General features: G+C 71.6%; 21 protein-coding genes. 13 read left to right on the forward strand and 8 right to left on the reverse strand.

The features are described from left to right. Positions 1-37: 37 nt before the first annotated feature. From ACFQSB_RS11490 to ACFQSB_RS11500, 3 genes are all read left to right on the forward strand, one after another. The gene (locus tag ACFQSB_RS11490) at positions 38-3,037 is read left to right on the forward strand and encodes a bifunctional [glutamine synthetase] adenylyltransferase/[glutamine synthetase]-adenylyl-L-tyrosine phosphorylase (protein ID WP_380826377.1); all 3,000 of its coding nucleotides are present in this window, start codon (positions 38-40) and stop codon (positions 3,035-3,037) included. 249 nt (positions 3,038-3,286) lie between these two features. Further along, positions 3,287-4,309 carry a hypothetical protein gene (locus ACFQSB_RS11495; protein WP_380826174.1) on the forward strand — a complete coding sequence of 341 codons (1,023 nt, stop codon included), beginning with the start codon at positions 3,287-3,289 and terminating at the stop codon, positions 4,307-4,309. Positions 4,310-4,469: 160 nt separating this feature from the next. Further along, positions 4,470-5,522: a polysaccharide deacetylase family protein gene (locus ACFQSB_RS11500; protein WP_354843595.1), complete on the forward strand. Its 1,053-nt coding sequence runs from the start codon at positions 4,470-4,472 to the stop codon at positions 5,520-5,522. Positions 5,523-5,526: 4 nt separating this feature from the next. Here ACFQSB_RS11500 and ACFQSB_RS11505 read toward each other — a convergent pair whose 3' ends face one another. Beyond that, positions 5,527-5,709, reverse strand: a complete 183-nt coding sequence (locus tag ACFQSB_RS11505) for a hypothetical protein (RefSeq protein ID WP_354843592.1) — start codon at positions 5,707-5,709, stop codon at positions 5,527-5,529. Between the two features lie 304 nt (positions 5,710-6,013). Between ACFQSB_RS11505 and ACFQSB_RS11510 the strand changes: the two genes are divergently transcribed. Then, on the forward strand, positions 6,014-6,181 hold the full coding sequence (locus ACFQSB_RS11510; RefSeq protein ID WP_380826175.1) for a hypothetical protein: 168 nt from the start codon (positions 6,014-6,016) through the stop codon (positions 6,179-6,181). A 23-nt stretch (positions 6,182-6,204) separates the two neighbouring features. Here the strand turns inward: ACFQSB_RS11510 and ACFQSB_RS11515 are convergent, their stop codons facing one another. Then, positions 6,205-7,038, reverse strand: coding sequence for a helix-turn-helix transcriptional regulator (locus tag ACFQSB_RS11515; protein WP_380826176.1), 834 nt, complete (start codon positions 7,036-7,038; stop codon positions 6,205-6,207). Between the two features lie 199 nt (positions 7,039-7,237). On the opposite strand from ACFQSB_RS11515, the gene ACFQSB_RS11520 reads away from it, so the two are divergent. Continuing rightward, positions 7,238-7,819: a TetR/AcrR family transcriptional regulator gene (locus ACFQSB_RS11520; RefSeq protein WP_380826178.1), complete on the forward strand. Its 582-nt coding sequence runs from the start codon at positions 7,238-7,240 to the stop codon at positions 7,817-7,819. A gap of 111 nt (positions 7,820-7,930) precedes the next feature. Next, positions 7,931-9,049 (forward strand): Gfo/Idh/MocA family protein, encoded by a 1,119-nt coding sequence (locus ACFQSB_RS11525; RefSeq protein ID WP_380826180.1) that lies wholly within the window; start codon positions 7,931-7,933, stop codon positions 9,047-9,049. A 305-nt stretch (positions 9,050-9,354) separates the two neighbouring features. On the opposite strand, the gene ACFQSB_RS11530 is transcribed toward ACFQSB_RS11525, so the two are convergent. Further along, the gene (locus tag ACFQSB_RS11530; RefSeq protein WP_380826182.1) at positions 9,355-9,555 is read right to left on the reverse strand and encodes a hypothetical protein; all 201 of its coding nucleotides are present in this window, start codon (positions 9,553-9,555) and stop codon (positions 9,355-9,357) included. Between the two features lie 161 nt (positions 9,556-9,716). Between ACFQSB_RS11530 and ACFQSB_RS11535 the strand changes: the two genes are divergently transcribed. From ACFQSB_RS11535 to ACFQSB_RS11550, 4 genes are all read left to right on the forward strand, one after another. Further along, positions 9,717-9,989 carry a DUF6907 domain-containing protein gene (locus ACFQSB_RS11535; RefSeq protein ID WP_380826184.1) on the forward strand — a complete coding sequence of 91 codons (273 nt, stop codon included), beginning with the start codon at positions 9,717-9,719 and terminating at the stop codon, positions 9,987-9,989. A gap of 79 nt (positions 9,990-10,068) precedes the next feature. Beyond that, positions 10,069-10,395, forward strand: coding sequence for a hypothetical protein (locus tag ACFQSB_RS11540; RefSeq protein ID WP_380826186.1), 327 nt, complete (start codon positions 10,069-10,071; stop codon positions 10,393-10,395). Continuing rightward, a complete protein-coding gene (locus ACFQSB_RS11545) occupies positions 10,392-11,132 on the forward strand; it encodes a DUF2637 domain-containing protein (RefSeq protein ID WP_380826189.1) in 741 nt (246 codons plus the stop codon). Before ACFQSB_RS11540 ends, ACFQSB_RS11545 begins: the two co-directional genes overlap by 4 nt. 83 nt (positions 11,133-11,215) lie before the next feature. Then, a complete protein-coding gene (locus ACFQSB_RS11550; RefSeq protein ID WP_380826190.1) occupies positions 11,216-13,006 on the forward strand; it encodes a hypothetical protein in 1,791 nt (596 codons plus the stop codon). A gap of 93 nt (positions 13,007-13,099) precedes the next feature. On the opposite strand, the gene ACFQSB_RS11555 is transcribed toward ACFQSB_RS11550, so the two are convergent. Further along, positions 13,100-13,360: a GntR family transcriptional regulator gene (locus ACFQSB_RS11555; protein ID WP_380826192.1), complete on the reverse strand. Its 261-nt coding sequence runs from the start codon at positions 13,358-13,360 to the stop codon at positions 13,100-13,102. A 180-nt stretch (positions 13,361-13,540) separates the two neighbouring features. Here ACFQSB_RS11555 and ACFQSB_RS11560 point away from each other — a divergent pair, with 180 nt between their 5' ends. The 3 genes from ACFQSB_RS11560 to ACFQSB_RS11570 all read left to right on the forward strand — a co-directional run bounded on the left by ACFQSB_RS11560 (position 13,541) and on the right by ACFQSB_RS11570 (position 14,840). Beyond that, positions 13,541-13,792, forward strand: coding sequence for a hypothetical protein (locus tag ACFQSB_RS11560; protein ID WP_380826193.1), 252 nt, complete (start codon positions 13,541-13,543; stop codon positions 13,790-13,792). Then, positions 13,789-14,154: a hypothetical protein gene (locus tag ACFQSB_RS11565; RefSeq protein WP_380826194.1), complete on the forward strand. Its 366-nt coding sequence runs from the start codon at positions 13,789-13,791 to the stop codon at positions 14,152-14,154. The genes ACFQSB_RS11560 and ACFQSB_RS11565 overlap by 4 nt, the downstream gene beginning before the upstream one ends. 197 nt (positions 14,155-14,351) lie before the next feature. Beyond that, complete coding sequence (locus ACFQSB_RS11570; protein ID WP_380826196.1) at positions 14,352-14,840, forward strand: hypothetical protein; 489 nt, start codon at positions 14,352-14,354, stop codon at positions 14,838-14,840. Positions 14,841-14,901: 61 nt separating this feature from the next. On the opposite strand, the gene ACFQSB_RS11575 is transcribed toward ACFQSB_RS11570, so the two are convergent. Genes ACFQSB_RS11575 through ACFQSB_RS11590 form a run of 4 tightly spaced genes read right to left on the reverse strand, consistent with a single transcriptional unit; the run spans position 14,902 to position 19,191 of the window. Beyond that, complete coding sequence (locus ACFQSB_RS11575) at positions 14,902-17,487, reverse strand: phage tail tape measure protein (protein WP_380826198.1); 2,586 nt, start codon at positions 17,485-17,487, stop codon at positions 14,902-14,904. Then, a complete protein-coding gene (locus ACFQSB_RS11580) occupies positions 17,478-17,765 on the reverse strand; it encodes a hypothetical protein (protein ID WP_380826199.1) in 288 nt (95 codons plus the stop codon). Before ACFQSB_RS11580 ends, ACFQSB_RS11575 begins: the two co-directional genes overlap by 10 nt. Before the next feature lie 2 nt (positions 17,766-17,767). Then, a complete protein-coding gene (locus tag ACFQSB_RS11585; RefSeq protein WP_380826200.1) occupies positions 17,768-18,508 on the reverse strand; it encodes a hypothetical protein in 741 nt (246 codons plus the stop codon). Between the two features lie 17 nt (positions 18,509-18,525). Continuing rightward, on the reverse strand, positions 18,526-19,191 hold the full coding sequence (locus tag ACFQSB_RS11590; protein WP_380826201.1) for a hypothetical protein: 666 nt from the start codon (positions 19,189-19,191) through the stop codon (positions 18,526-18,528). Positions 19,192-19,193 lie beyond the last annotated feature (2 nt).

The following is a 19,193-nucleotide window of genomic DNA, read 5'->3' on the forward strand; positions in this document are numbered from 1 at the left end:
AAGCGGCTACGTTGAGCATGTGACCGCCGAGTCCCGTATGCAGACGACAGCAGGGCGTCTCGCCCGGCTGGGCTTCGCCGACGGAGCCCAGGCCGAGCGGCTTCTCGACGACCTCGGACCCGAGGCCGTGGGCGATCTCGACCTGCTCGCGGCCCTGGTCGGCGCGGCCGACCCCGACCTCGCCCTCATCTCGCTCAACCGCCTCGCCGAGCGCGACCCGAGCGTCCTCGGCGCGTTGCGCGCCGACCCGGGCCTGCGATCGCGGCTGCTCGGCGTCTTCGGGCTGTCGGCCGCGCTCGGAGACCACGTCGTGCGCCATCCCGAGCACTGGAAGCTCCTGTCCGGCGACGAGGCCGTCCAGCGCACGCCCCGGCACGCGATGCGCTCAGAGCTGCTGGCGGCCGTCGGCGCCGACCCGGACGACCCCGAGCCGTGCGCCGCGCACGGCGGCGCCGAGGCCACGTCCGGCACGTCGGCCACCTCGGCCACGTCCGCCCTGCGCGTCGCCTACCGAGGCAGGCTGCTGCACCTGGCCGCCCGCGACATCACCGGCGCCGCCTCGCTGTCGGAGATCACCTCCGAGCTGTCCGACCTGGCCTCCGGCGCCCTGGAGGCCGGGCTCGCCATCGCCAGGGCCGAGGTCCCCGAGAGCGCCGACGTCCGCCTCGCGGTGATCGGCATGGGCAAGTGCGGCGCCCGCGAGCTGAACTACATCAGCGACGTGGACGTCGTGTTCGTCGCCGAGCCCCGCGACGGCGTCGACGAGACCAAGGCGCTCCAGACCGCCACCCGGCTGGCGCAGGGCATGATGCGCGCGTGCTCCACCAGCACCCCCGAGGGCTCCCTGTGGGAGGTGGACGCCGCGCTGCGGCCCGAGGGCAAGGCCGGGCCGCTGGTCCGCACGCTCACCAGCCACCTGACCTACTACCGCCGGTGGGCCAAGACCTGGGAGTTCCAGGCGCTGCTCAAGGCGCGGCCGGTCGCCGGCGATCTCGAACTCGGCGGCGAGTACGTCGCCGCGGTCAACGAGCTGGTCTGGCAGTCCGCCGCCCGCGAGAACTTCGTCGAGGACGTCCAGGCCATGCGCCGCAGGGTCGAGGCCCACGTCCGCGCCGGCGAGGCCGACCGGCAGATCAAGCTCGGCCCCGGCGGCCTGCGCGACATCGAGTTCGCCGTCCAGCTCCTCCAGCTCGTGCACGGCCGCACCGACGGGCTGCTGCGCCGCCGCGCCACCCTGCCCGCCCTGGCCGCCCTCTCGCGGGGCGGCTACGTCGGCAGGGACGACGCCAAGGCCCTGGCCGAGGCCTACACCTTCCTGCGGCAGATCGAGCACCTGCTGCAGCTGCACCGCCTGCGCCGCACGCACGTCGTGCCGGAGAACGTCACCGACCTGCGCCGCATCGGCCGCGGCCTCGGCATGGTCGTCGACCCGGTGGGGGAGTTCACCACCCGCTGGAAGCGCCACGCCAGGGAGGCGCGGCGCCTGCACGAGAAGCTCTTCTACCGGCCGCTGCTGCAGGCCGTCGCCCGGCTGCCCGGAGAGGAGGTCCGCCTGTCGGCGGCGGCCGCCTCGTCCCGGCTGTCCGCGCTCGGCTACGCCGACCCCGACGGAGCCCTGAGGCACATCGCCGCCCTCACCAGCGGCGTCTCCCGCCGGGCGGCGATCCAGCGCACGCTGCTGCCGGTCATGCTCGGCTGGTTCGCCGACGCGCCCGACCCCGACGCCGGGCTGCTCGGCTTTCGCCAGATCAGCGACAAGCTCGGCACCACCCCCTGGTACCTGCGCCTGCTGCGCGACGAGACCGCGGTCGCCGAGCGCCTGGCCCGCCTGCTGGGCACCAGCCGCTACGCCACCGGCCTGCTGCTGCACTCGCCGGACGCCGTCGCCATGCTCGGCTCGGACGGCGAGCTGACGCCGCGCCCCAAGCAGGCCATCGCCGGCGAGGCCGCAGCCTCGGTGCGGCGCCACTCCCAGGACGCCGAGAGCGCCGTGGTGTCGGTCCGCGCGCTGCGCCGCCGCGAGCTGCTGCGCACGGCGGTCGCCGGGCTGGTCGGCCGCATCGACATCGAGGAGGTCGGCCAGGCCCTGTCCGAGCTCAACGACGTCACCATCCAGGCCGCCCTGGATTCCGCCGTCCACAAGGTCACCCTCGAACGGCGCGGTGAGTTCCCCACGCGCTTCGCGGTGATCGCGATGGGCCGGCTCGGCGGCTACGAATGCTCCTACGGCAGCGACGCCGACGTGATGTTCGTCCACTCGCCGCTGGAGGGCGCCGACGACAAGGCCGCCGCCGACGCCGCGCACGCGGTCGCCAACGAGCTGCGCCGCCTGCTCGCCCGACCCGCGCCCGACCCACCGCTGCTGATCGACCCCGACCTGCGCCCGGAGGGCCGCCAGGGCCCCCTCGTGCGCACCCTGTCCTCCTACGCCGCCTACTACCGGCGCTGGTCCTCGCCGTGGGAGTCCCAGGCGCTGCTGCGCGCCCGCTTCTCGGCCGGAGACCCGCACCTGGGCGAGGCGTTCATGGAGCTGGTCGAACCGCTTCGCTACCCGCCCGACGGCATCGGCGAGGCGGCCATGCGCGAGATCCGCCGGCTGAAGGCCCGCATGGAGGCCGAGCGGCTGCCCCGCGGCGCCGACCCGCTGCTGCACACCAAGCTCGGCAGGGGCGGGCTGTCGGACGTCGAGTGGCTCGCCCAGCTCATCCAGCTCCGCCACGCCTGCGAGATCCCCGAGCTGCGCACCACCCGCACGCTGGAGGCCCTGCGCGCGGCCGTCGGAGCCGGGCTGCTGGCCTCCACCGACGAGGAGGTCCTGGCCGAGGCCTGGCGCTTCGCCTCCCAGATCCGCGACGCCATCATGCTGGTGCGCGGCCGGGCCGGCGACAGCATCCCGGTCGACGTGCGCGAGCGCATGCTGATCTCCCGCGCCCTCGGCTATCCGCCCGACGGTTCGGAGGACTTCGTCGAGGACTACCTGCGGACCACCCGCCGGGCGCGGGTGGTCACCGAGCGCGTCTTCTACGGCGGCGCCTGACCCGCCGCGTTCCGCTCTCTTCCGCCGCGCTCTGTTCTCTTCCGCCGGCGACGCCTCCCTCGGCGGCCGGCCGCGTGTCGCGACCGAGGCGCGGCGTCGTCCCGGCGCGGCGTGGGCGAAGGTCCCCGCGCCCCATGACCTCAATGAGTACCTTTGTTGACGTTCCGTTGACCTACCGCTTCGTGGAGGAACGGTCATGCCCCCCTCGGACTTCCGCGCCGCCCCGCAGGGCCCGGCCGGTGATGCCCGGTGAACTCCGTCTACATCGACCTCGCCATCGGCCTGGTCCTGGCGTTCCTGATGTTCTCCCTCCTGCTCAGCGGCGTGAACGAGGGCCTGGTGCGCCTGCTCGGCATCCGCAGCAAGTTCCTGTGGGCCTACCTCAGGGACACCCTCGACGGGCACAAGGGCAGGAAGTCCATCCCGAGCACCATCGCCGAGGTGTTCGCGAGCCTGCCGTTCCGCCGGGACGAGCGCCCCGCGTTCAGCGCCCAGCCCCCGCCGGTGCGCAGCTCGGCGACGAGCTGGACCGGTCTGCTCTACGAGCGGCTGCGCGAGATCGACCACGGCAAGGACGGCAGGACCAGCATCGCCTCCATCCCGCCCGGCCGCTTCGCCATGGCGATGATGGAGATCGTCACCGGCGAGGGCGGCGTGCCGGCCATGCTCGCCAAGCTGGAGCAGAGCGGCAGCCCGCTGTACCGGCCGCTCAAGGGCGCCTGGGACACCGCGCACGGCGACCTGGACGCCTTCCGCAAGGCCGTCGAAGAGTGGTTCGACGGCGAGATGTCGCGGCTCACCATGCTCTACCGCCGCTACGTGCGCTGGGTGATCGCCGCGCTCGGGCTGGTGCTGACGCTGGTGTTCAGCATGGACGCCTTGGAGTACGGCAGGGCCATCCTCACCGACAACGCCATCAGGGCGCAGGTCGCGACCACGGCCGACGGGGGAGCGCGGTCGCTTCCGTCCCTGCGCGACAAGTGCCCCGAGCACCCCGCCGACCCCTACGGCTGCGTGACCGAGGTGCTGTCGGCCCCCGCGTTCGTGCAGATGGTCAGCCACGCGCCGGTGTCGGTGCGCATCCCCGAGGGCGGCAGCCCCCAGTGGTCCTGGAAGGGCGGCGACTGGTTGCACCGGCTGATCAGCCCAGGGCACTGGCCGGGATTCCTCATCACCTTCTTCGCCCTGCTGTTCGGCGCCCCGTTCTGGTGGGACATCCTGCGCCGGCTCACCGGCATCCGCGTGCGGGCGGGGGAGACGTCCGGAAAGTAGGCGCGGCACCGGCGAACGCCGGCCCGAATGCCGTCCCGAATGCCGTCGTGCACGGCGAATGCCGTCACTGTCGGTGTTCGACGTGCTGCGTTACGTGTTGAGAGCGCGGGACGGGGGGTAGGAGAGCCATATCTCATTCCGCGCGCTGGTTGGGGGGACCATGGGGCGGTTCCGGGCAGGTCATATCGGGGTGCTGTCGCTCGGCGTCTTGGCGCTGGCCGCGTGCGGCCACGGCGACACCAAGGTCGCCGCGCAGCCGGCCGCGCCGCACAAGCAGGCCGGGCCGGCCGCCGCGCAGGAGGCGCGCAAGGCCGCCGTGGCCATCGCGGCCAAGGTCAAGGCGAACGAGCTGGGCCAGATCCCGGTGATCATGTATCACCGCGTGGTGGCCAAGCCGACCGTCACCGACGACCGCACCCCCGCGCAGTTCCGCGCGGAGCTCGAACGCCTCGCCAAGGACGGCTACGTCCCGATCACGGCCAGGGAGTACACCACCGGCAAGATCGCCATCCCGGCGGGCCGCCACCCGGTCGTGCTGACCTTCGACGACTCCTCGCCCTCGCAGCTCACGCTGGACGGCATGGGCAAGCCCAAGGCGGACACCGCGGTGGCCATCCTGCAGGACGTGGCCGCCAAGCATCCGGGGTTCCGGCCGGTGGCCACCTTCTACGTCATCAGGGACATGTTCGGCACCTTCGGGCCCGAGGCCCAGGCGCAGACGCTCGGCTGGCTGCGGGACAACGGCTTCGACATCGGCAACCACACGCGCGACCACATGAACCTGCGCGGCAAGTCCAAGGAGCAGGTCACCGACCAGATCGCCGCCGGCCAGAAGCTGATCACCTCGTTGATCAAGGACGTGCCCGTCACGCTCGCCCTGCCCTACGGCAACCAGCCCAGCACCAAAGACTGGGCCATGCGGGGCGAGGCCGGTGGCGTGAAGTACAACTACTCGGGGGTCTTCCTCGCCGGGTACACCCCCGGCGCCTCGCCGTTCAGCAAGGACTTCGACCCGCTCGGCATCCCGCGCATCCGGGCCATGGACAAGGTCGGCGACTGCGCCCGGTTCTGCTCCACGGCCTGGCTCGACTGGCTCAACGCCCACCCCGAGGACCGCTACACCTCCGACGGGGACATCAGGACCGTGGCCTTCCCCAAGTTCAAGGCGCCGTACGTCGCGAGCCGCTTCGCCGGGTACACGCTGCCGTACTGACCGGCTAGTGCAGGTCCAGGGCCATCAGCACGACGAGCCCGATCAGGTGGGCGAACACCACGAACACGATCAGGAAGACGAAGACGAACTTCGCGGGCCCGTGCTCGAAGTGCTGCCCCTCCTTGAGCGGGGGCAGCTGGGCGCGGCGCTCGGCGATGCGCTCTTCGAGGGGCTTGCGACCGAACAATGGACTCCCTTTCCTCACCCGGGCAGCCATCGCTCGCGTGTGCCCGTCACCATGTCAACGTCGTGAACGCCGGGGGGCTTCCTCGGCGCGGACGCCACCGGGCTGAACGGACACGACACGAGGGTATAGCGCCCCCTCCCCGCCTCCTCGCCCGGGAACCATCGGGGGCACGGGGCGGTGACCAGGGCGGCGCGGGGCGGTGACCAGGGCGGCTGGACGGGGCCGGTGGACGCGACATATCGTGATATTGAGCACGTCGCACGATATGACGTTCATGAGCCTTCGTTCACGGGAGGAATCCTCCATGTCGCACACCCCCAAGAGCACAGGGAGCGCGCTGCGGGAGCTGCTGCGGGCCGTGGCCGGGCTGACCTCGGGGCTGTCCTCCGGCATCATCGGCAAGCCCACGGCGCCGGGCCCGGTGGTCGACATCCGCGACGGCAAGGGCCACGACCCCCGGCGCCGCCACTAGAGACCGGGGCGGGGCCGCTCGACTCAGGTGCGCGCGGCGCCGATCGGCGACAGCTCGCGGAGCCTGTCCTCGGTCGGGCTGCCGGGCCGGGCGGTGAAGACCTGCAGGAACTGTGACCGGTCGGGGTCGGCCAGCGTCTGGCAGTGCAGCTCCAGCAGGCCGAGCCGCGGGTGCCGGACGCGCTTGGCCGGACAGGCGGGGCCCAGCACGGGATGCTCGCGCCACACCGCGGCGAACGCCGGGCTCTCCTCCAGCAGCGCCTCGACGATCGCGGCCGCCCGCGACCCCCTGCCGTCGCGCGTGTAGGCATCGTGCAGACCGGCCGCGAAGAGGCGGTCGTGCAGCGGATGGTCGTCCTCGGGGTGGATCAGCCGCTCGGCGGGGTCGGTGAACCAGCGGTAGTGCAGGCTGCGCGCCAGCCCGGTGTGGCGGGTCTGGTCGCCCATCAGCGCGACCGCGGGCGGGGTCTGCCTGAGCGTCTCGCCGAGATGGGTGACCACCTGGGCGGGGGTGTCCTCCAGCCGGTCCAGAATGCGCGCCATGCCGGGTGAGACCTGGTCGCCGCGCGGAGCCCGCGGCGGCGTGGCGTGCCCGGCCAGGCGGAACAGGTGGTCGCGCTCCTCGGCGGACAGGCGCAGGCCACGGGACAGCGCGGCGAGCATCTGCTCCGACGGCTTCGGGCCGCGCCGCTGCTCGATGCGGCTGTAGTAGTCGGTGGACATGCCGGACAGCGCGGCGACCTCCTCGCGGCGGAGCCCGCCGGTGCGGCGTCGCGCTCCGCGCGGCAGGCCGACGTCCTCGGGCTGCAGCGCCTCCCGCCGCGTGCGCAGGAATTCGGCCAGTCGGACCCGGTCCATGGACGAGAACACCCCCTCGACCCCCACCGGGCGCGGGCGCCCCCGGCGCCGCCGTCCCACGCCTCGGATCAGGGCTGTCTGCAGCGTACCCGCCGCCGGCCGAGCCCTCGCCACCTCCCGCCAGGCCGATGACGTCCCCTTCTGCGACCGGCACCACTGATACTTGACCGTGCGTTCCAGATAGTCGTAGCCTGCTCGCATGGCTCGAGTCAGGGAGTTCGACACCGAGGCGGCGCTTGAGGCGGCCATGTCCGCCTTCCGCCGCAGGGGGTACGAGGGGACTTCGGTGCAGGACCTGGTCGACGCCACAGGAGTCGGGCGGGGGTCGTTGTACGCGGCGTTCGGCAGCAAGGAGGGTCTGTACCTGGCGGTCATGGACCGCTATCGGGAGCGGTACGCAATCCCGCTGGTCGAACTTCTCGGCAGCGGCGCGCCCGCCCGGGACCTGATCCGTGCGGTGCTGGTCGGCGTGGTGGACGAGATCGTCCACGACGGCGAACGGTTGTCCTGTCTCATCGTGAGCGCGACGACGGAGCGGCTGCCCCATGACCCTGATGTCGCCAAGCGCGTGCGGGCGACGACCGCGTCACTGGATGACGCGCTGACCGAGGCGATCCGCCAAGCCCAGGCGAGCGGGCAGGTCGCCGGCGCTCGGGATGCGAGGGACCTGGCGGGATTCCTGCTGGCGACCGTCCACGGCCTGCGGGTCATGGGCGCGATCACCGCCGATCGCGGGTCACTGATGCGCATCGTGGAGGTGGCCATGGGCTGCCTCGACTGAGTTCTCCCTGCGCTCAAAGTGTAACGAGCATTCAAGAATTGGCCCGTGCGCGGCTCACGCGCCACATCACCCGGACCGCACCCGCGGCCGGCTCCACCAGGGGGGAAGCACATGAACAAGATCGGTGTCGGGATCATCGGGGCGAGCTCGCGAGGATGGGCGGCCATCAGCCACGTCCCCGCGCTCAAGGCCCTTTCCGACTACTACGACCTGCGCGCGATCAGCACCACACGGCGGGAGTCCGCCGAGCTCGCCGCGAAGGAGTTCGACGTCCCGGCGGCGTACGACGACCACAGGGACCTGATCGCGGACCCCGGTGTCGACCTGGTGGTGGTGGCGGTGAAGGTCACCCACCACCATGCGCTCGTCTCGGCGGCGCTGGAGGCCGGGAAGATGGTCTACAGCGAATGGCCGCTGGGCGTGGATCTCCGCGAGGCGGCCGATCTGGCCCAGCGTGCCCGGGCCGCGGGCGTGCGCACCGTCATCGGACTGCAGGCGCGCTTCTCCCCGGTGGTCCGTCATGTCCGCGACCTCATCGCCGACGGCTACGTCGGCCGGGTGCTCGGCACGACGCTGACCGGGTCCGGGGTCTCCTGGGGACCTGAGACCGACCGCGCCCACGCCTACATCTTCGACGCGGCCAACGGAGCGACGCTCCTGACCGCGGCGGGAGTGCACGCCCTCGAGGCGGTGAACCACGCGCTGGGGGACCTCGCCGGCGTCTCGGCGAACCTCGTCGTCGGCCGCCAGGAGGTGCGGGTGGTGGACGAGGGGACGACGATCCCGGTGACGACGGCCGACCAGCTGTCCGTCATCGGGACGCTGGACAGCGGCGCGGCCCTGTCCTTGTTCTACCGCGGCGGCTTCTCGCGCGGCGACAACCTGCGGTGGGAGATCAACGGCACCGAAGGCGACCTCGTCCTCACCGCGGCCGGAGTCAACGGGAACCTGCAGGTGGCGGATCTGAAGCTGGAAGGCGGCCGAGGCGCCGACACCGCGGTCGCCGAGATCACCGTTCCTGATCACTACTTCGGCCAGGTCCCGCGCGCCCTGGCCGCGCTTCCGCAGAACGTGGCACAGACCTACGCGTTCCTGGCGAAGGACGTGCGGGACGGCACCGAGACCGTCCCCGGCTTCGATCACGCCCTTTCGCGGCACCGGCTCGTCGAAGCGATCGAGCGGGCATCCCGCACCGGATCCGTCCAGGTTCCGGCAGATTCGGCCGCTTGACCGCGCGAAAGGCCGAAGATGGGAAAGGGAAAGCCCGTGGCGAGGTGCATGACCTTGCCACGGGCTTCCGATTCGACGACCTGCGGGACCACCTCGCGGCAGCACCGGCCGGAGACCGCGCGACGAACACGTGCGTCACCGCGCGGTCACCGGTCACACGTCGTAGTACAGCTCGAACTCGTGCCGGAATCTCCCGACCTGCGACGTTTGGCGGATATGCCGTCCCACCTGCGCATTCGTCGTTTGGTTGCGTTGGGTCGCGTTTAGCGCATTCGACCGTCCTGCGGACTATCTGCGGACTGGGCTCATTCGATGCCGGCCGCCCGACAGATCTGACGCACGCGCTCTCTCGTGTAGCCCGTCGCCTTCACGATGTCGACTTGGCGGACGCCGTCACGGGCGGCTTCGACGATGGCGCGCGCCAGTTCATCTCGCGCCATCTCGGCCCTTTCGATCGCCGCGGCATACACGGCCGAGGCCGCGTCCAGCCTCTTTCTCGCATCCATGCCTCACATGGTGGCATACATGCTCGGCCAAATCCATTGGCCAAACTCATTGACGTATGCCAACCCGGTAGGCCAAGCTACCTACCACAAGCGCAAGACGGACCCGCCCAGCGCTGCAACGCTCGGACGGGTCCTTGATCAGGAATGCGAGCACCTGACCCATGAGCAAGCGTACGACCTGCCCCACCTGGTGCGACACCGAGCACAACGACGTCGACGTCGAGCACACCAGCGACCAGCACGACCTGTCCACCCCGCGCGGCGACGTCGCCACGCAGCTTCGCCAGGACCCCGGCGGCCGGCCGTACATCGCCATCGCCACGTTCGAGCACGAGAGCCCCGACGTCCTCGGCGAGGCCGAGCTGAGCCTCGACGACGCGGAGATCCTCGGAAAGCTGCTCCTCGCCCGCGTCGCCGCGGCGCGTTCCCGATAGCAAGACGGCCCCGGGCTGGCGACCTCAACGCCGGCCCGGGGCCTTGACCCGTTCCCCTGCCTGAACAGGAGACAGGCCCATGCAGAAGCTACAGCCCCCGCGGTGCCCCACCTGGTGCGAGGTCCTCGTTCCGCACACCGTGCACTCGGCCGACCTGGACACCTTCGACGGCCGCGGCGTGACCGTCGCCGTCGAGCTGCGCCAGGACGGCGACGCCCCCGCGGTCGTGCGGGTGTTCGTCGCCGAGACGGGCGTCGACTACGGCGAGGACTACCCGCACGCCGACCTGACCGTCGAGGCGGCCGTCCTGCTCGGCCGCGCCGCCACCGGCCTCGGCACGCCGACGGTGTTCGACTTCGCCGCGGCGCTCAGCCGGGGCCGCGTGCTGGCCGGTGGTGGCCGGTGAGCCGCGCCGACGCCTGGATTCGCTGGAGCACGGCCGCGGTGGTGACCCTGCTCGCGGTCGTCGCCGGGATCGTGTCCTACCGCCACGCGCTCGAGGTCGTCCGCCTGCACGGCGAGGACGGGTTCACCGCCTACCTGGTGCCCGCGACGGTCGACGGCCTGATCTACGCGTCATCCATGGTGCTGCTCGACTGCGCGCGGCGCGCGGTCCGTGTGCCCGCCCTGGCGCGCGTGTCGCTCGGTCTCGGCATCCTGGCCACCCTGGCGGCGAACGTCGCGCACGGGGCCGCTCACGGCGTCGTCGGGGGAGTCGTCGCCGCGTGGCCGGCCGTCGCCCTCGTCCTGGCATACGAGACGCTCATGGCGTTGATCCGGCGCGCGGCGACGGTGGCCGGCGAGCTGCTCGTCGAGGACGCACCCGGTGCACCCGAGAGCGCACCCGAGCCGGGCGGGTTCCTCGGCGCGCTGCCCGTGCTCGGCCCCGTCGAGGGCTTCCCGCGGGCCGTCCTGGCGGCCGGCGACGCGCCCGGGCGGGTGGTCGTCACCGAGCGCCTGCCCGAGCTGGAGACCGCACCCGAGGACGTGCCCGCGCTGCACCTGGAGGCCGCCGAGCGCTACGCCGGCGAGCTGTCTGCCGGGCGCCTGCCGTCGGTGCGCCGCATCAAGCGGGAGATGCGCCTCGGCCAGGACAACGCCAGGCAGGTGCGCGCGTACCTCGCCGGGTGCACCCGCACCTGACCGCACCCGAAAACGCACCCGACCCCGGACCACCTGCCAAGACGTCCCGGGGTCGGGTCCCCACCGGAATGGAGATCACCATCATGACGCACACCTTCGACCGGCCCCAGACCCCGCCCGAGTTCTGGACCAAGCCCACCCCGGTGCGCGACCGGGTGCACCTGCTCGCCCACCAGGTGCGGCAGGGCAAGTACGGCCGCCGCGGCGCCCGGTTCGCCTTCCGGACGGCGACCGCGCCCCTGTCCGGCACGGGTGCGCTCGCCCGCCACTTCTGGCGGTGGGTGCGGGCCGACGACTACGCGGGCACCGACGACCACATCTTCCGCGAGGGGGTGCGGACCCGCCGGCGGCGCACCGCGTGGTGGGTCGGCAGTGGATATCTCGCGGCGACCGCGGCCGGGGCGGTGCTCGACACCTCGGCGCCGCTGCTGTCGCTCGGCGTCGTGGTGTCGGTCGGGACCACCGTCGAGGTGCGCAGGCGCATCGTCGAGCGCCCTACGCCGCTGAAGCTGGCCGGGTTCCGCAAGAACACCCCGGCGGAGAACACTGTCGTCCGCGCTGCCATCGACGCCAAGTTGGGGCGCGCCGAGGGGATGCGGCTGGCCGCGCCGATCGTCAACGAGCCCGGCGGGTGGTCGACCGTCGTGCAGCTGCCGCCCGGACAGCGGGCCCGCCAGGCGCTCGGCAAGGAAGCCGACTTCGCCTCGGCGCTCGGCGTCGGGGAAACGCAGGTGGTGTTCGAGCTGCTGCCCGAGCACGCTGGGCGCCTGGCGGTGTACGTCGCCAAGTCCGACCCGTTCCTGAAGGTGTACCCCTCCCCGCTGATCGGCTGGACGCAGCCGCTCGACTTCTGGGCGGGCATCCCGGCCGGGGTCAACGGCCGCGGCCGGATGGAGGTTCTCCGCCTGGTCGACGCCTCGCTCCTGGTGGCCGGCGAGCCGCGCGCCGGGAAGTCGGCGGCCGTCAACGGCATCATCGGCGCGGCGGCGCTCGCGGTCACCCCGAAGATCCACCTGTGGGACGGGAAGGGCGCTGGGGACCACCGGCCGTGGCGGAAGATCGCGCACACCGCGCAGAAGCGCAACGCGCCCGGCCTGCTCGCGCACCTGAAGCGGATGCAGGCGCGGATGGAAGAGGTGTTCGACCTGCTCGACGCCGCGGGCGGGTCGACGAAGCTGACGCCCGAGCTGTGCCGCCGCTTCGGCGTCGACGTCGAGCTGACGGTGGTCGACGAGACCCGGTACTACGTGACCTCCCCGCAGGGGGACGAGATCGTGGAGGCGATGGTGGACATCGCCTCGCGCGGCCCGGCCGCCGGCGTGCTGCTCGTGCTCGCCTCCCAGCGGATGACCACCGACGCGATCCCCGGCCCGCTCAAGGGGGTGTGCTCGCTGCGCTGGGCGATGCGCTGCCCGGACACCACCGCCTCGAACGCGGTGCTCGGCCAGGGCGCGGCCGGCGCCGGGTACAACGCCTCCGACATCCCCCGCTCGCACCGCGGCGTCGGCATCCTCGACGCCGACGGCGCCGACCCGGTCAAGGTCCGGTCCTACTTCCTCGACGACCAGGGGACCGACCTGGTCGAAGTCGCCGAGGCGGCGTACGCGCTGCGGGCCGCCGCGGGCACGCTGCCTGACCACGTGCAGGACGCGCCTGCCGAGGACCCGGCCGAGAAGATCCTGGCCGCGTTCGGCGACGACGATCGGCTGCACACCGCCGAGCTCGCCGAGCGGCTCGGCGACGGGTGGAACGCCTCGCGGATCGCCGAGACCCTGCGCCCGTACGGCATCGCGCCGGGCGACGTGAAGATCGCTGGAGTGAACCGGAACGGCTACCGACGCCAGGACTTGGAGGGCGTTCTCACCCGCGCCTGACGGCCTCTACCCGGCCTCTACCGCCCCGGAAGGGTCTACCCCGCCTCTACCGTCACTGAGCTGCACGGTAGGGGCGGTAGAGGCTTGTGGGGCTCACCCCTCAGCGCCGGATTCGGGCCACTGGTCACGCGGGCGGACGTACACGCCCATGCCCTGGATCGTCTCGACGAGCCCTTCGTCCTTCAGCACCTTGACCGCCTTGCGCAGGGTGTCGCGTGCGACCTCGAACTGTGCTTCCAGCTCGACGAGGGACGGGATGCGCCGGCCGGGCGGGATGTCGCCGGACATGATCCGTTCGCGCAGTGCGTTGGCGATCTGCCGGTACGGCGGTATCGGTGCGTCCCTGTCGATCACACGCGGCAAGGTATGTGACCAGCACTGACGAACCATAGCTACCCCAGAGGCTAGACGGGGGTAGTACACCGGTCTTACGGTGGGTAACGCTACGACAACGAAGCGGGGCCCGCAGGCGCTGACACGCCGTACGGGCCCCTTGATCGCATCGGAGTGCGACCCATGGTCAAGCGTAGAGGCGTGAGAAGACGGCAGGGGGTTGTCGAGCCTGCGGGTAGCCGCCCCCACCAGTGGGACCCGGCGAAGCGGGCCGCCGCCGCACAGCTCGACCAGATCGAACCCGGATGGCACGTCTTCTACGGCCCCGGGACGCGCCGGTTCGCCGCCATCGCCCTGTGGCCGGTCCCCGATCCGTTGCGCGTCGAGGCGTACGACGTCGAGGAGCTGCGCGAGTTGATGCGCGACGCCGAGCTCACGGCGGCCATCGGATGAGCGGCCAGGACGACGAGCCGGCCGACCCGTACGGCCTCGGTCCCGACGCGCGGATCTCGGTGGGCGGCTACTTCCCGAGCACCTCGGCGCCGGTCGCCGACCCGCCTGTGCCCGACGAGGTGATGCAGGAGGTTCTGCGCAGCCTCGCGCTGCTGGAGCAGACCTACCCGGCGTGGCGGTTCTGGCGCCTGACGGCCTCGAACGGCACGCCGGGCGGTTGGAAAGCCGTCAGGCGCATCCCTCTGACGCACGCGCAGCGGGTCGCCGGCCTGATCTCGATCATCGAGCGCGGCGACGTTCCGGGCCTGGTGATGGCACTCGCGGTACAAGACGAGATCGCCCATCAGACCGGGTACGCCTGACCATGCTCCCGCCCGGCCACCTCCGTCCGCAGCGGGCCGGGCGGGTCTGAACGCTCGGCCCCGTGCAGCACCACCTGCACGGGGCCGAGCCACCGTCGCACCTGGAGCCCCAACCGTCTCGGTATGACCGGTCACCCCGGCCGTGCGGTCGCACGTCTCACAAGCCGTCGCCCGACCTTCAAGAGGAGAACCTCCCGATGACCTACCCGCAGCAGCACGGGCCGCAGGGCCACCCGCAGCCGTACCCGCAGGGCTACCCGCAACAGGCGTACATGCCGCCGCCCGGACAGCCCCCATACGGCTACCGGCCCGAGCCGAAGAACGGTCTCGGCCTGGCCGCGGTCATCGTCGGCGGCATCGGCATCCTGTTCGGCTTCGTGCCGCTCACGTTCTGGGTCGCCGGGCCGCTCGCGCTCACCTCGATCGCGCTCGGCCTGGCCGGCATTGCGCGGGTGCGCCGGGGGACGGCGACCAACCAGGCCGTCAGCTCCATCGGCCTGGTGCTCGGCGTGCTCGCCGCGGGGTTCTCCATCTGGGGTGCCGTCACGTTCTTCGGTGCGCTGAATGACCTGTCGGACAGCCTGAAGTCGCCGGAGACGAGGGCATCGGAAGGGATCGCCGAGCTGTCGAAGTGCTTCCAGGACCACAAGGGGGAGCCTGACGTCCTGGAGAAGTGCACGAAGTAGCCTCGGCCCCTGGACAGCACTCGGCCCCGTGCAGCGTCACCTGCACGGGGCCGAGGCGTCTTCAGGGGGTGGCGAGGTACTTGAAGCCGAACTCGTTGCCGAGCCGGTGAGCGTCGGCCTCCTCGCGGATCACCGCGCCCGGCATATTGACGTTGACGACCGGCTTGCCGCCACCCCCGTAGGAGGACGGTTCAACCGAGCCGGGCGGGTTCGCCGGCGGATTCCAGTCGAACGTGGCGTCGTTCTTGCCCCACGGCGTCTTGTGACCCTTAGGACGGCCGTCGGTCGGCGGGGGTGCGACCTCGGGGGCGATGCCCTGGACGTCGAGGCCGAAGCGGGCGCCGCCGAGCAGACGCGCGATCTCGCCGTCAGCAGCGTCGACGCCGAACAGGCTGCCCGACTCGTTGCCGCCCATCGCCTTGACGCCGGCCTTCTTCAGCTTCATCGTCATCGAGATCAGCTCGCGTTCGACCGTCGGGTACCGGTCGGTCATGCCCTTCATGAGGCCGTCCATGATGGCGTGGCCGGCCGGGATCAACAGCTCGCGGTCCTTCTCGATGGGGCCCTTGTGCTCGGCGATGAAGTCGGTGACGTTCTTCAGCACGTTGCCGAGTTCGTTGATCTTCGACTTGATGCCGTCGATTAAGCCCTGAAGGATCGCCTGACCGGCGGCCTTCAGCAGCGATCCGGCGTTGTCCCAGATCGCCTTGAGCTGACCGGGGATCTTCTTGACGAACGCCTCGATCTCGTCCCACTTCTTCGAGGCTCCCTTCTTCAGGTCGTCCCAGCTCGTCGACCAGCCCTTCGTGATCTGGCCCATGGTCTTGTCGATGATGTTCAGGACGCCGTTGATGGCCCCGTGGACGACGTCCTTGATCCCCTGCCAGACCTTCTCCCAGTCCCCGGTGATCAGGCCGGTGACGGTCTCGAAGACGCCCTTGACCAGCTCTAGGCCGCCCTCGACGAAGCCGAGCACGGTGTCCAGGACGGTGGTGACAGTGGACATGATCTCGTCGCCCCACTCGTCCCAGATGGCCGAGATGAGGTCGACGGCCGTGCTGACGACCTCGCCGATCGCGGAGAAGACGGAGTCGTACTTCTCCTTCAGACCTTCGAGGGTCTCCTGGTTGTCCTCGGCCCACCCCCGGACGTCCTCGACGATGCCGCCGAACGTCTCGCCGATCTTGTCGCCGAGCTCGCCGAGCTGCTCGTCCAGGTCCCCGGCCTTGAAGCCGTCCCAGAGCTGCTCCAGCGCCGGGAGGACGTTCCCGCCGATGAAGTTGACGACGTTCTGCTCAAGGCCGCGTTTGAACGACTCCAGCTTGTTGGACGCGGTGTCGTTCAGCGTGTCGCCGGCCGTCTTCAGGCCGCCGTCGACCTTGCCGAGAGCGTCGACCGCGGCCGATGGGTCGATCTTGAAAAGGGACTGGCCGAGGTTCTCGAAGGTGCCCGCGAACAGGGCCGCCGCGGTCTGACTCTGCTCGACCGGGTCTTTCATCTCGCGCAGCTTGTCCATGATGTCGTCAAGGGCCGTGACGTCGCCCTTGGCGAACCGCTGCTGAATGTCCTTCCACGACAGGCCGAGGTCGCCCAGCGCGGATTTCACCGCGGGCGTCATCGTCTGCACCTGGACCTGAACCTCTTTCAGGGCGTCGGCGATGACGTCGAAGTTGCGGGAGTCGGCGCCGGCCTGCACGAAGATCCCGGCGAGAGTCTTGGCGTCCACACCGGTCGTCTTCAGCAGCGGGGAGTACTCGCGCAGCGTGTCCAGGGCGTCCTCACCGCCGTCGCCCAGCTTGCGGTACATGCCGAGGATCACGTCCCCGGCCTCGGTGAAGTCCTTCGCCAGGCCGTTGTTGACCAGGACGCGCGCGGCGTCGATGGCGCTTGAGACGTCCTCGTCGAGGATCTCGGCGAGGTTGAGGTAGTCGCCGGTGATGCCCTTGACGGTCTCCTCGTTGGCCTTGCCGAGCCCGCCCGTGGCCTGCACGACGTGCTTGATCGCGTCGGTGACCTCGCCCACCGATTCGCCGTACGCCTGCGCGTACAACTCGCCGGCGACCTTGCCGAGCCGCTCGGATTCCTTCCCGGTGGCGCCGAGCTGGGCGTAGAGCTTCTGTTTCGCCTCCTCGGCGTCCATGGCCGAGGCCAGGCCGTCCATGAGCTGCTCGGCGATCGCGGCACCGGCCGCGGCCCAGCCCAACCCCTTCAGGACGGTCATGAAGCCGTCGCCGACGCCGGACATGCGGCCCTTGCCCGACGATTCGGTGCCGTCGCCGAACCCTTCGCCGGCCTTCTCGCCTTCCCGGCGGGCTACCTTCTCGGCGTCGGCGAGGGCGCGCTCCAGCTCGTCGACGACGCCCTGTCCGCCGGTGCGTGCGTCGGACTCCATCTCGCCCATGCCGTCCTGGAAGCCGGCCACAAGCCGGTCGAGGTCGGCGAGGGCGTCCTGAGGGTCGAGGCCGTCGGCGATGGACTGAGCGATTTTGGCGAAGTCCGAGTCGACCATCCGCTCGATCGCGCCGGTAGCCCGGGTGGTGTCGGCCTGCATGCGCTGCATGGCCTGCTCGACGCTCTTGACGCCCGAGGTGATGCCCTTGTCGTCGATGCTGGCGAACGCGACCAGCTCGCCCACCTTCAGCGCCATGACGCCACCCCCTGTCCCATCTCCTTCAGCCACTGCGACCCCAGCTCGGGCCGCGCCGAGTCGAGCAGGTGGGCCCCGGTCGCGCAGATCTCGCCGAGGCTCACGACGAGCTGGCCGAGCAGAAACCCACGGTGCGTGTCGTCGACGGCGACGGCGACCAGATCCTCGACCAGGCCGCGGGTGGCGGGGGTCGCCTCGTCCTTGGGCAGGGTGTAGTACGCCGTGATGATGCCGACGGCCGCTGTGGCGACCGCCTGCTCGTGCTCGGTCGTCGGCATGGTCAGGCGTCCCGCCGGATCATCGCGCGCAGGTCGATCGGCCCGTCCGTCTCGGGGGACGGCGTGAAGCTGACCAGGTCTCCCACGTGGGCGAGGTCGAAGTCCCCGACGTGCTTGCGGAAGTCGATGGGGTACGGGCGGATGACGCGGTGCAGGGTGGCGCCGACGAGCTGGCCGCCGCGGATGTACCGGAAGGTCTTGCCGTCGATGCTGACCGTGCGCTCGCCGTCCGACCAGGCGAGCCCCCCGGCGCCCCCGGTCGTGTCGTGCGAGGGGGAGACGCCGGCCTCGGACATCTGGCGCTGCCAGGCAGCGATGCGCGCATTGTGCGCCGCGGTGGCGTCGAGCAGCTCCTTCAGCGCGGCCTCGAACGCGTCCAGCTTGCCGATCAGGTGCTCGGCGCCGTCGAGGTCGCTCGCGGCTTCCTCGCGGACCCTGGCCGCCACCTGGGCGCGGTGCGCGGTCAGCCGCTTCTCGCGGATCTCCTCGGTGCGCCGCTCGGCCGCGGTCACCTTCATCGCGGCGAACTCGGCCCCGGTGCGGAGTTCGGCGAGCCGGGCCGGGGTCACCTCCCCGGCCATCGCGCGGGCGCCGACCGGGGGAGCCTCGCCGCGGACGGTTCGCTCGGCGGCCTCCAGGTCGCGCGCGGCCTGCTCGGCCTCGGCTCGGGCGTCATCGAGGACGGCGGCGACCTCCTCCTCGGTCATCGTCAGGTCGGGGTCGGTCTTGGTCTTGACGGTCATCGGGTCCTGCCTCCTGGTCAGCGGAAGTAGCGGGAAACGGGGCGGGCGGCCTGTGCCGCCTGCTCGGCGCTGTGCCGAAGCGCGGGCAGGCTTCGGGCTTCGGCCGGGGTCTTGGCCGGGCGGAACGCCTGAGCGGCCCACGCGCGCCCCTGGCCGCGCCCGGCGATCTCCTCGCTGAGGGCGCGGATCTCGGCGAGCAGTTCGGCGTTGCCGGTCGCCGCGGCCCACGCGCCGACGAGCTTCACGTCGCCGGAGTCCTGGGCGGCGGTGAGCAGGGCCCGCAACGCGGGCTTGTCGTCGAACCGGACGGCGTCGGCGAGCATCTGCCGGCGCTGGTCGGGGGAGGCGGCGCGGGCCTGCTCCAGGGCGGCGCGGAACGCCGTCGTCATCACCGCGGCGTCGGCCGGCGACGCGTCGCGGGGAACGCCGGGGCCGATCGGGATCTGCCCCTGAAGGTGTTCCAGGCGGGCCGTGCGCCGGGCGTGCAGGTCGACGGCGAGGCGCTCAAGCTCGGCGCTGTGCTCGGCGTGGACGGCGGCGATGGCCTCGGCCTTGGCGAGATCCGACAGTCCGGGGTCGTTGCGGATGGCGTCCAGGCGGGGGCCGTAGGCGGCCTGGGCGGCCTGGCCGGCGGTGACCGCCGGGTCTTCCTGCGCAGGGGGGAGCGGGGCGGGCTCGGTCATCG

The sequence above is a fragment of the Sphaerisporangium rhizosphaerae genome (genome assembly GCF_042665155.1).
GTDB classification, from domain to species: domain Bacteria; phylum Actinomycetota; class Actinomycetes; order Streptosporangiales; family Streptosporangiaceae; genus Sphaerisporangium; species Sphaerisporangium rhizosphaerae.

Excerpts from the sequence above, each read along its gene's own strand:
- ACFQSB_RS11565 (WP_380826194.1), top strand. The coding sequence starts at position 13,789 with ATGAGCGGCCAGGACGACGAGCCGGCCGACCCGTACGGCCTCGGTCCC.
- ACFQSB_RS11580 (WP_380826199.1), bottom strand. The coding sequence starts at position 17,765 with ATGCCGACGACCGAGCACGAGCAGGCGGTCGCCACAGCGGCCGTCGGC.
- ACFQSB_RS11585 (WP_380826200.1), bottom strand. The coding sequence starts at position 18,508 with ATGACCGTCAAGACCAAGACCGACCCCGACCTGACGATGACCGAGGAG.
- ACFQSB_RS11510 (WP_380826175.1), top strand. The coding sequence starts at position 6,014 with ATGTCGCACACCCCCAAGAGCACAGGGAGCGCGCTGCGGGAGCTGCTG.
- ACFQSB_RS11500 (WP_354843595.1), top strand. The coding sequence starts at position 4,470 with ATGGGGCGGTTCCGGGCAGGTCATATCGGGGTGCTGTCGCTCGGCGTC.
- ACFQSB_RS11515 (WP_380826176.1), bottom strand. The coding sequence starts at position 7,038 with ATGGACCGGGTCCGACTGGCCGAATTCCTGCGCACGCGGCGGGAGGCG.
- ACFQSB_RS11540 (WP_380826186.1), top strand. The coding sequence starts at position 10,069 with ATGCAGAAGCTACAGCCCCCGCGGTGCCCCACCTGGTGCGAGGTCCTC.
- ACFQSB_RS11520 (WP_380826178.1), top strand. The coding sequence starts at position 7,238 with ATGGCTCGAGTCAGGGAGTTCGACACCGAGGCGGCGCTTGAGGCGGCC.
- ACFQSB_RS11550 (WP_380826190.1), top strand. The coding sequence starts at position 11,216 with ATGACGCACACCTTCGACCGGCCCCAGACCCCGCCCGAGTTCTGGACC.
- ACFQSB_RS11535 (WP_380826184.1), top strand. The coding sequence starts at position 9,717 with ATGAGCAAGCGTACGACCTGCCCCACCTGGTGCGACACCGAGCACAAC.
- ACFQSB_RS11590 (WP_380826201.1), bottom strand. The coding sequence starts at position 19,191 with ATGACCGAGCCCGCCCCGCTCCCCCCTGCGCAGGAAGACCCGGCGGTC.
- ACFQSB_RS11525 (WP_380826180.1), top strand. The coding sequence starts at position 7,931 with ATGAACAAGATCGGTGTCGGGATCATCGGGGCGAGCTCGCGAGGATGG.
- ACFQSB_RS11490 (WP_380826377.1), top strand. The coding sequence starts at position 38 with ATGCAGACGACAGCAGGGCGTCTCGCCCGGCTGGGCTTCGCCGACGGA.
- ACFQSB_RS11570 (WP_380826196.1), top strand. The coding sequence starts at position 14,352 with ATGACCTACCCGCAGCAGCACGGGCCGCAGGGCCACCCGCAGCCGTAC.
- ACFQSB_RS11530 (WP_380826182.1), bottom strand. The coding sequence starts at position 9,555 with ATGGATGCGAGAAAGAGGCTGGACGCGGCCTCGGCCGTGTATGCCGCG.
- ACFQSB_RS11575 (WP_380826198.1), bottom strand. The coding sequence starts at position 17,487 with ATGGCGCTGAAGGTGGGCGAGCTGGTCGCGTTCGCCAGCATCGACGAC.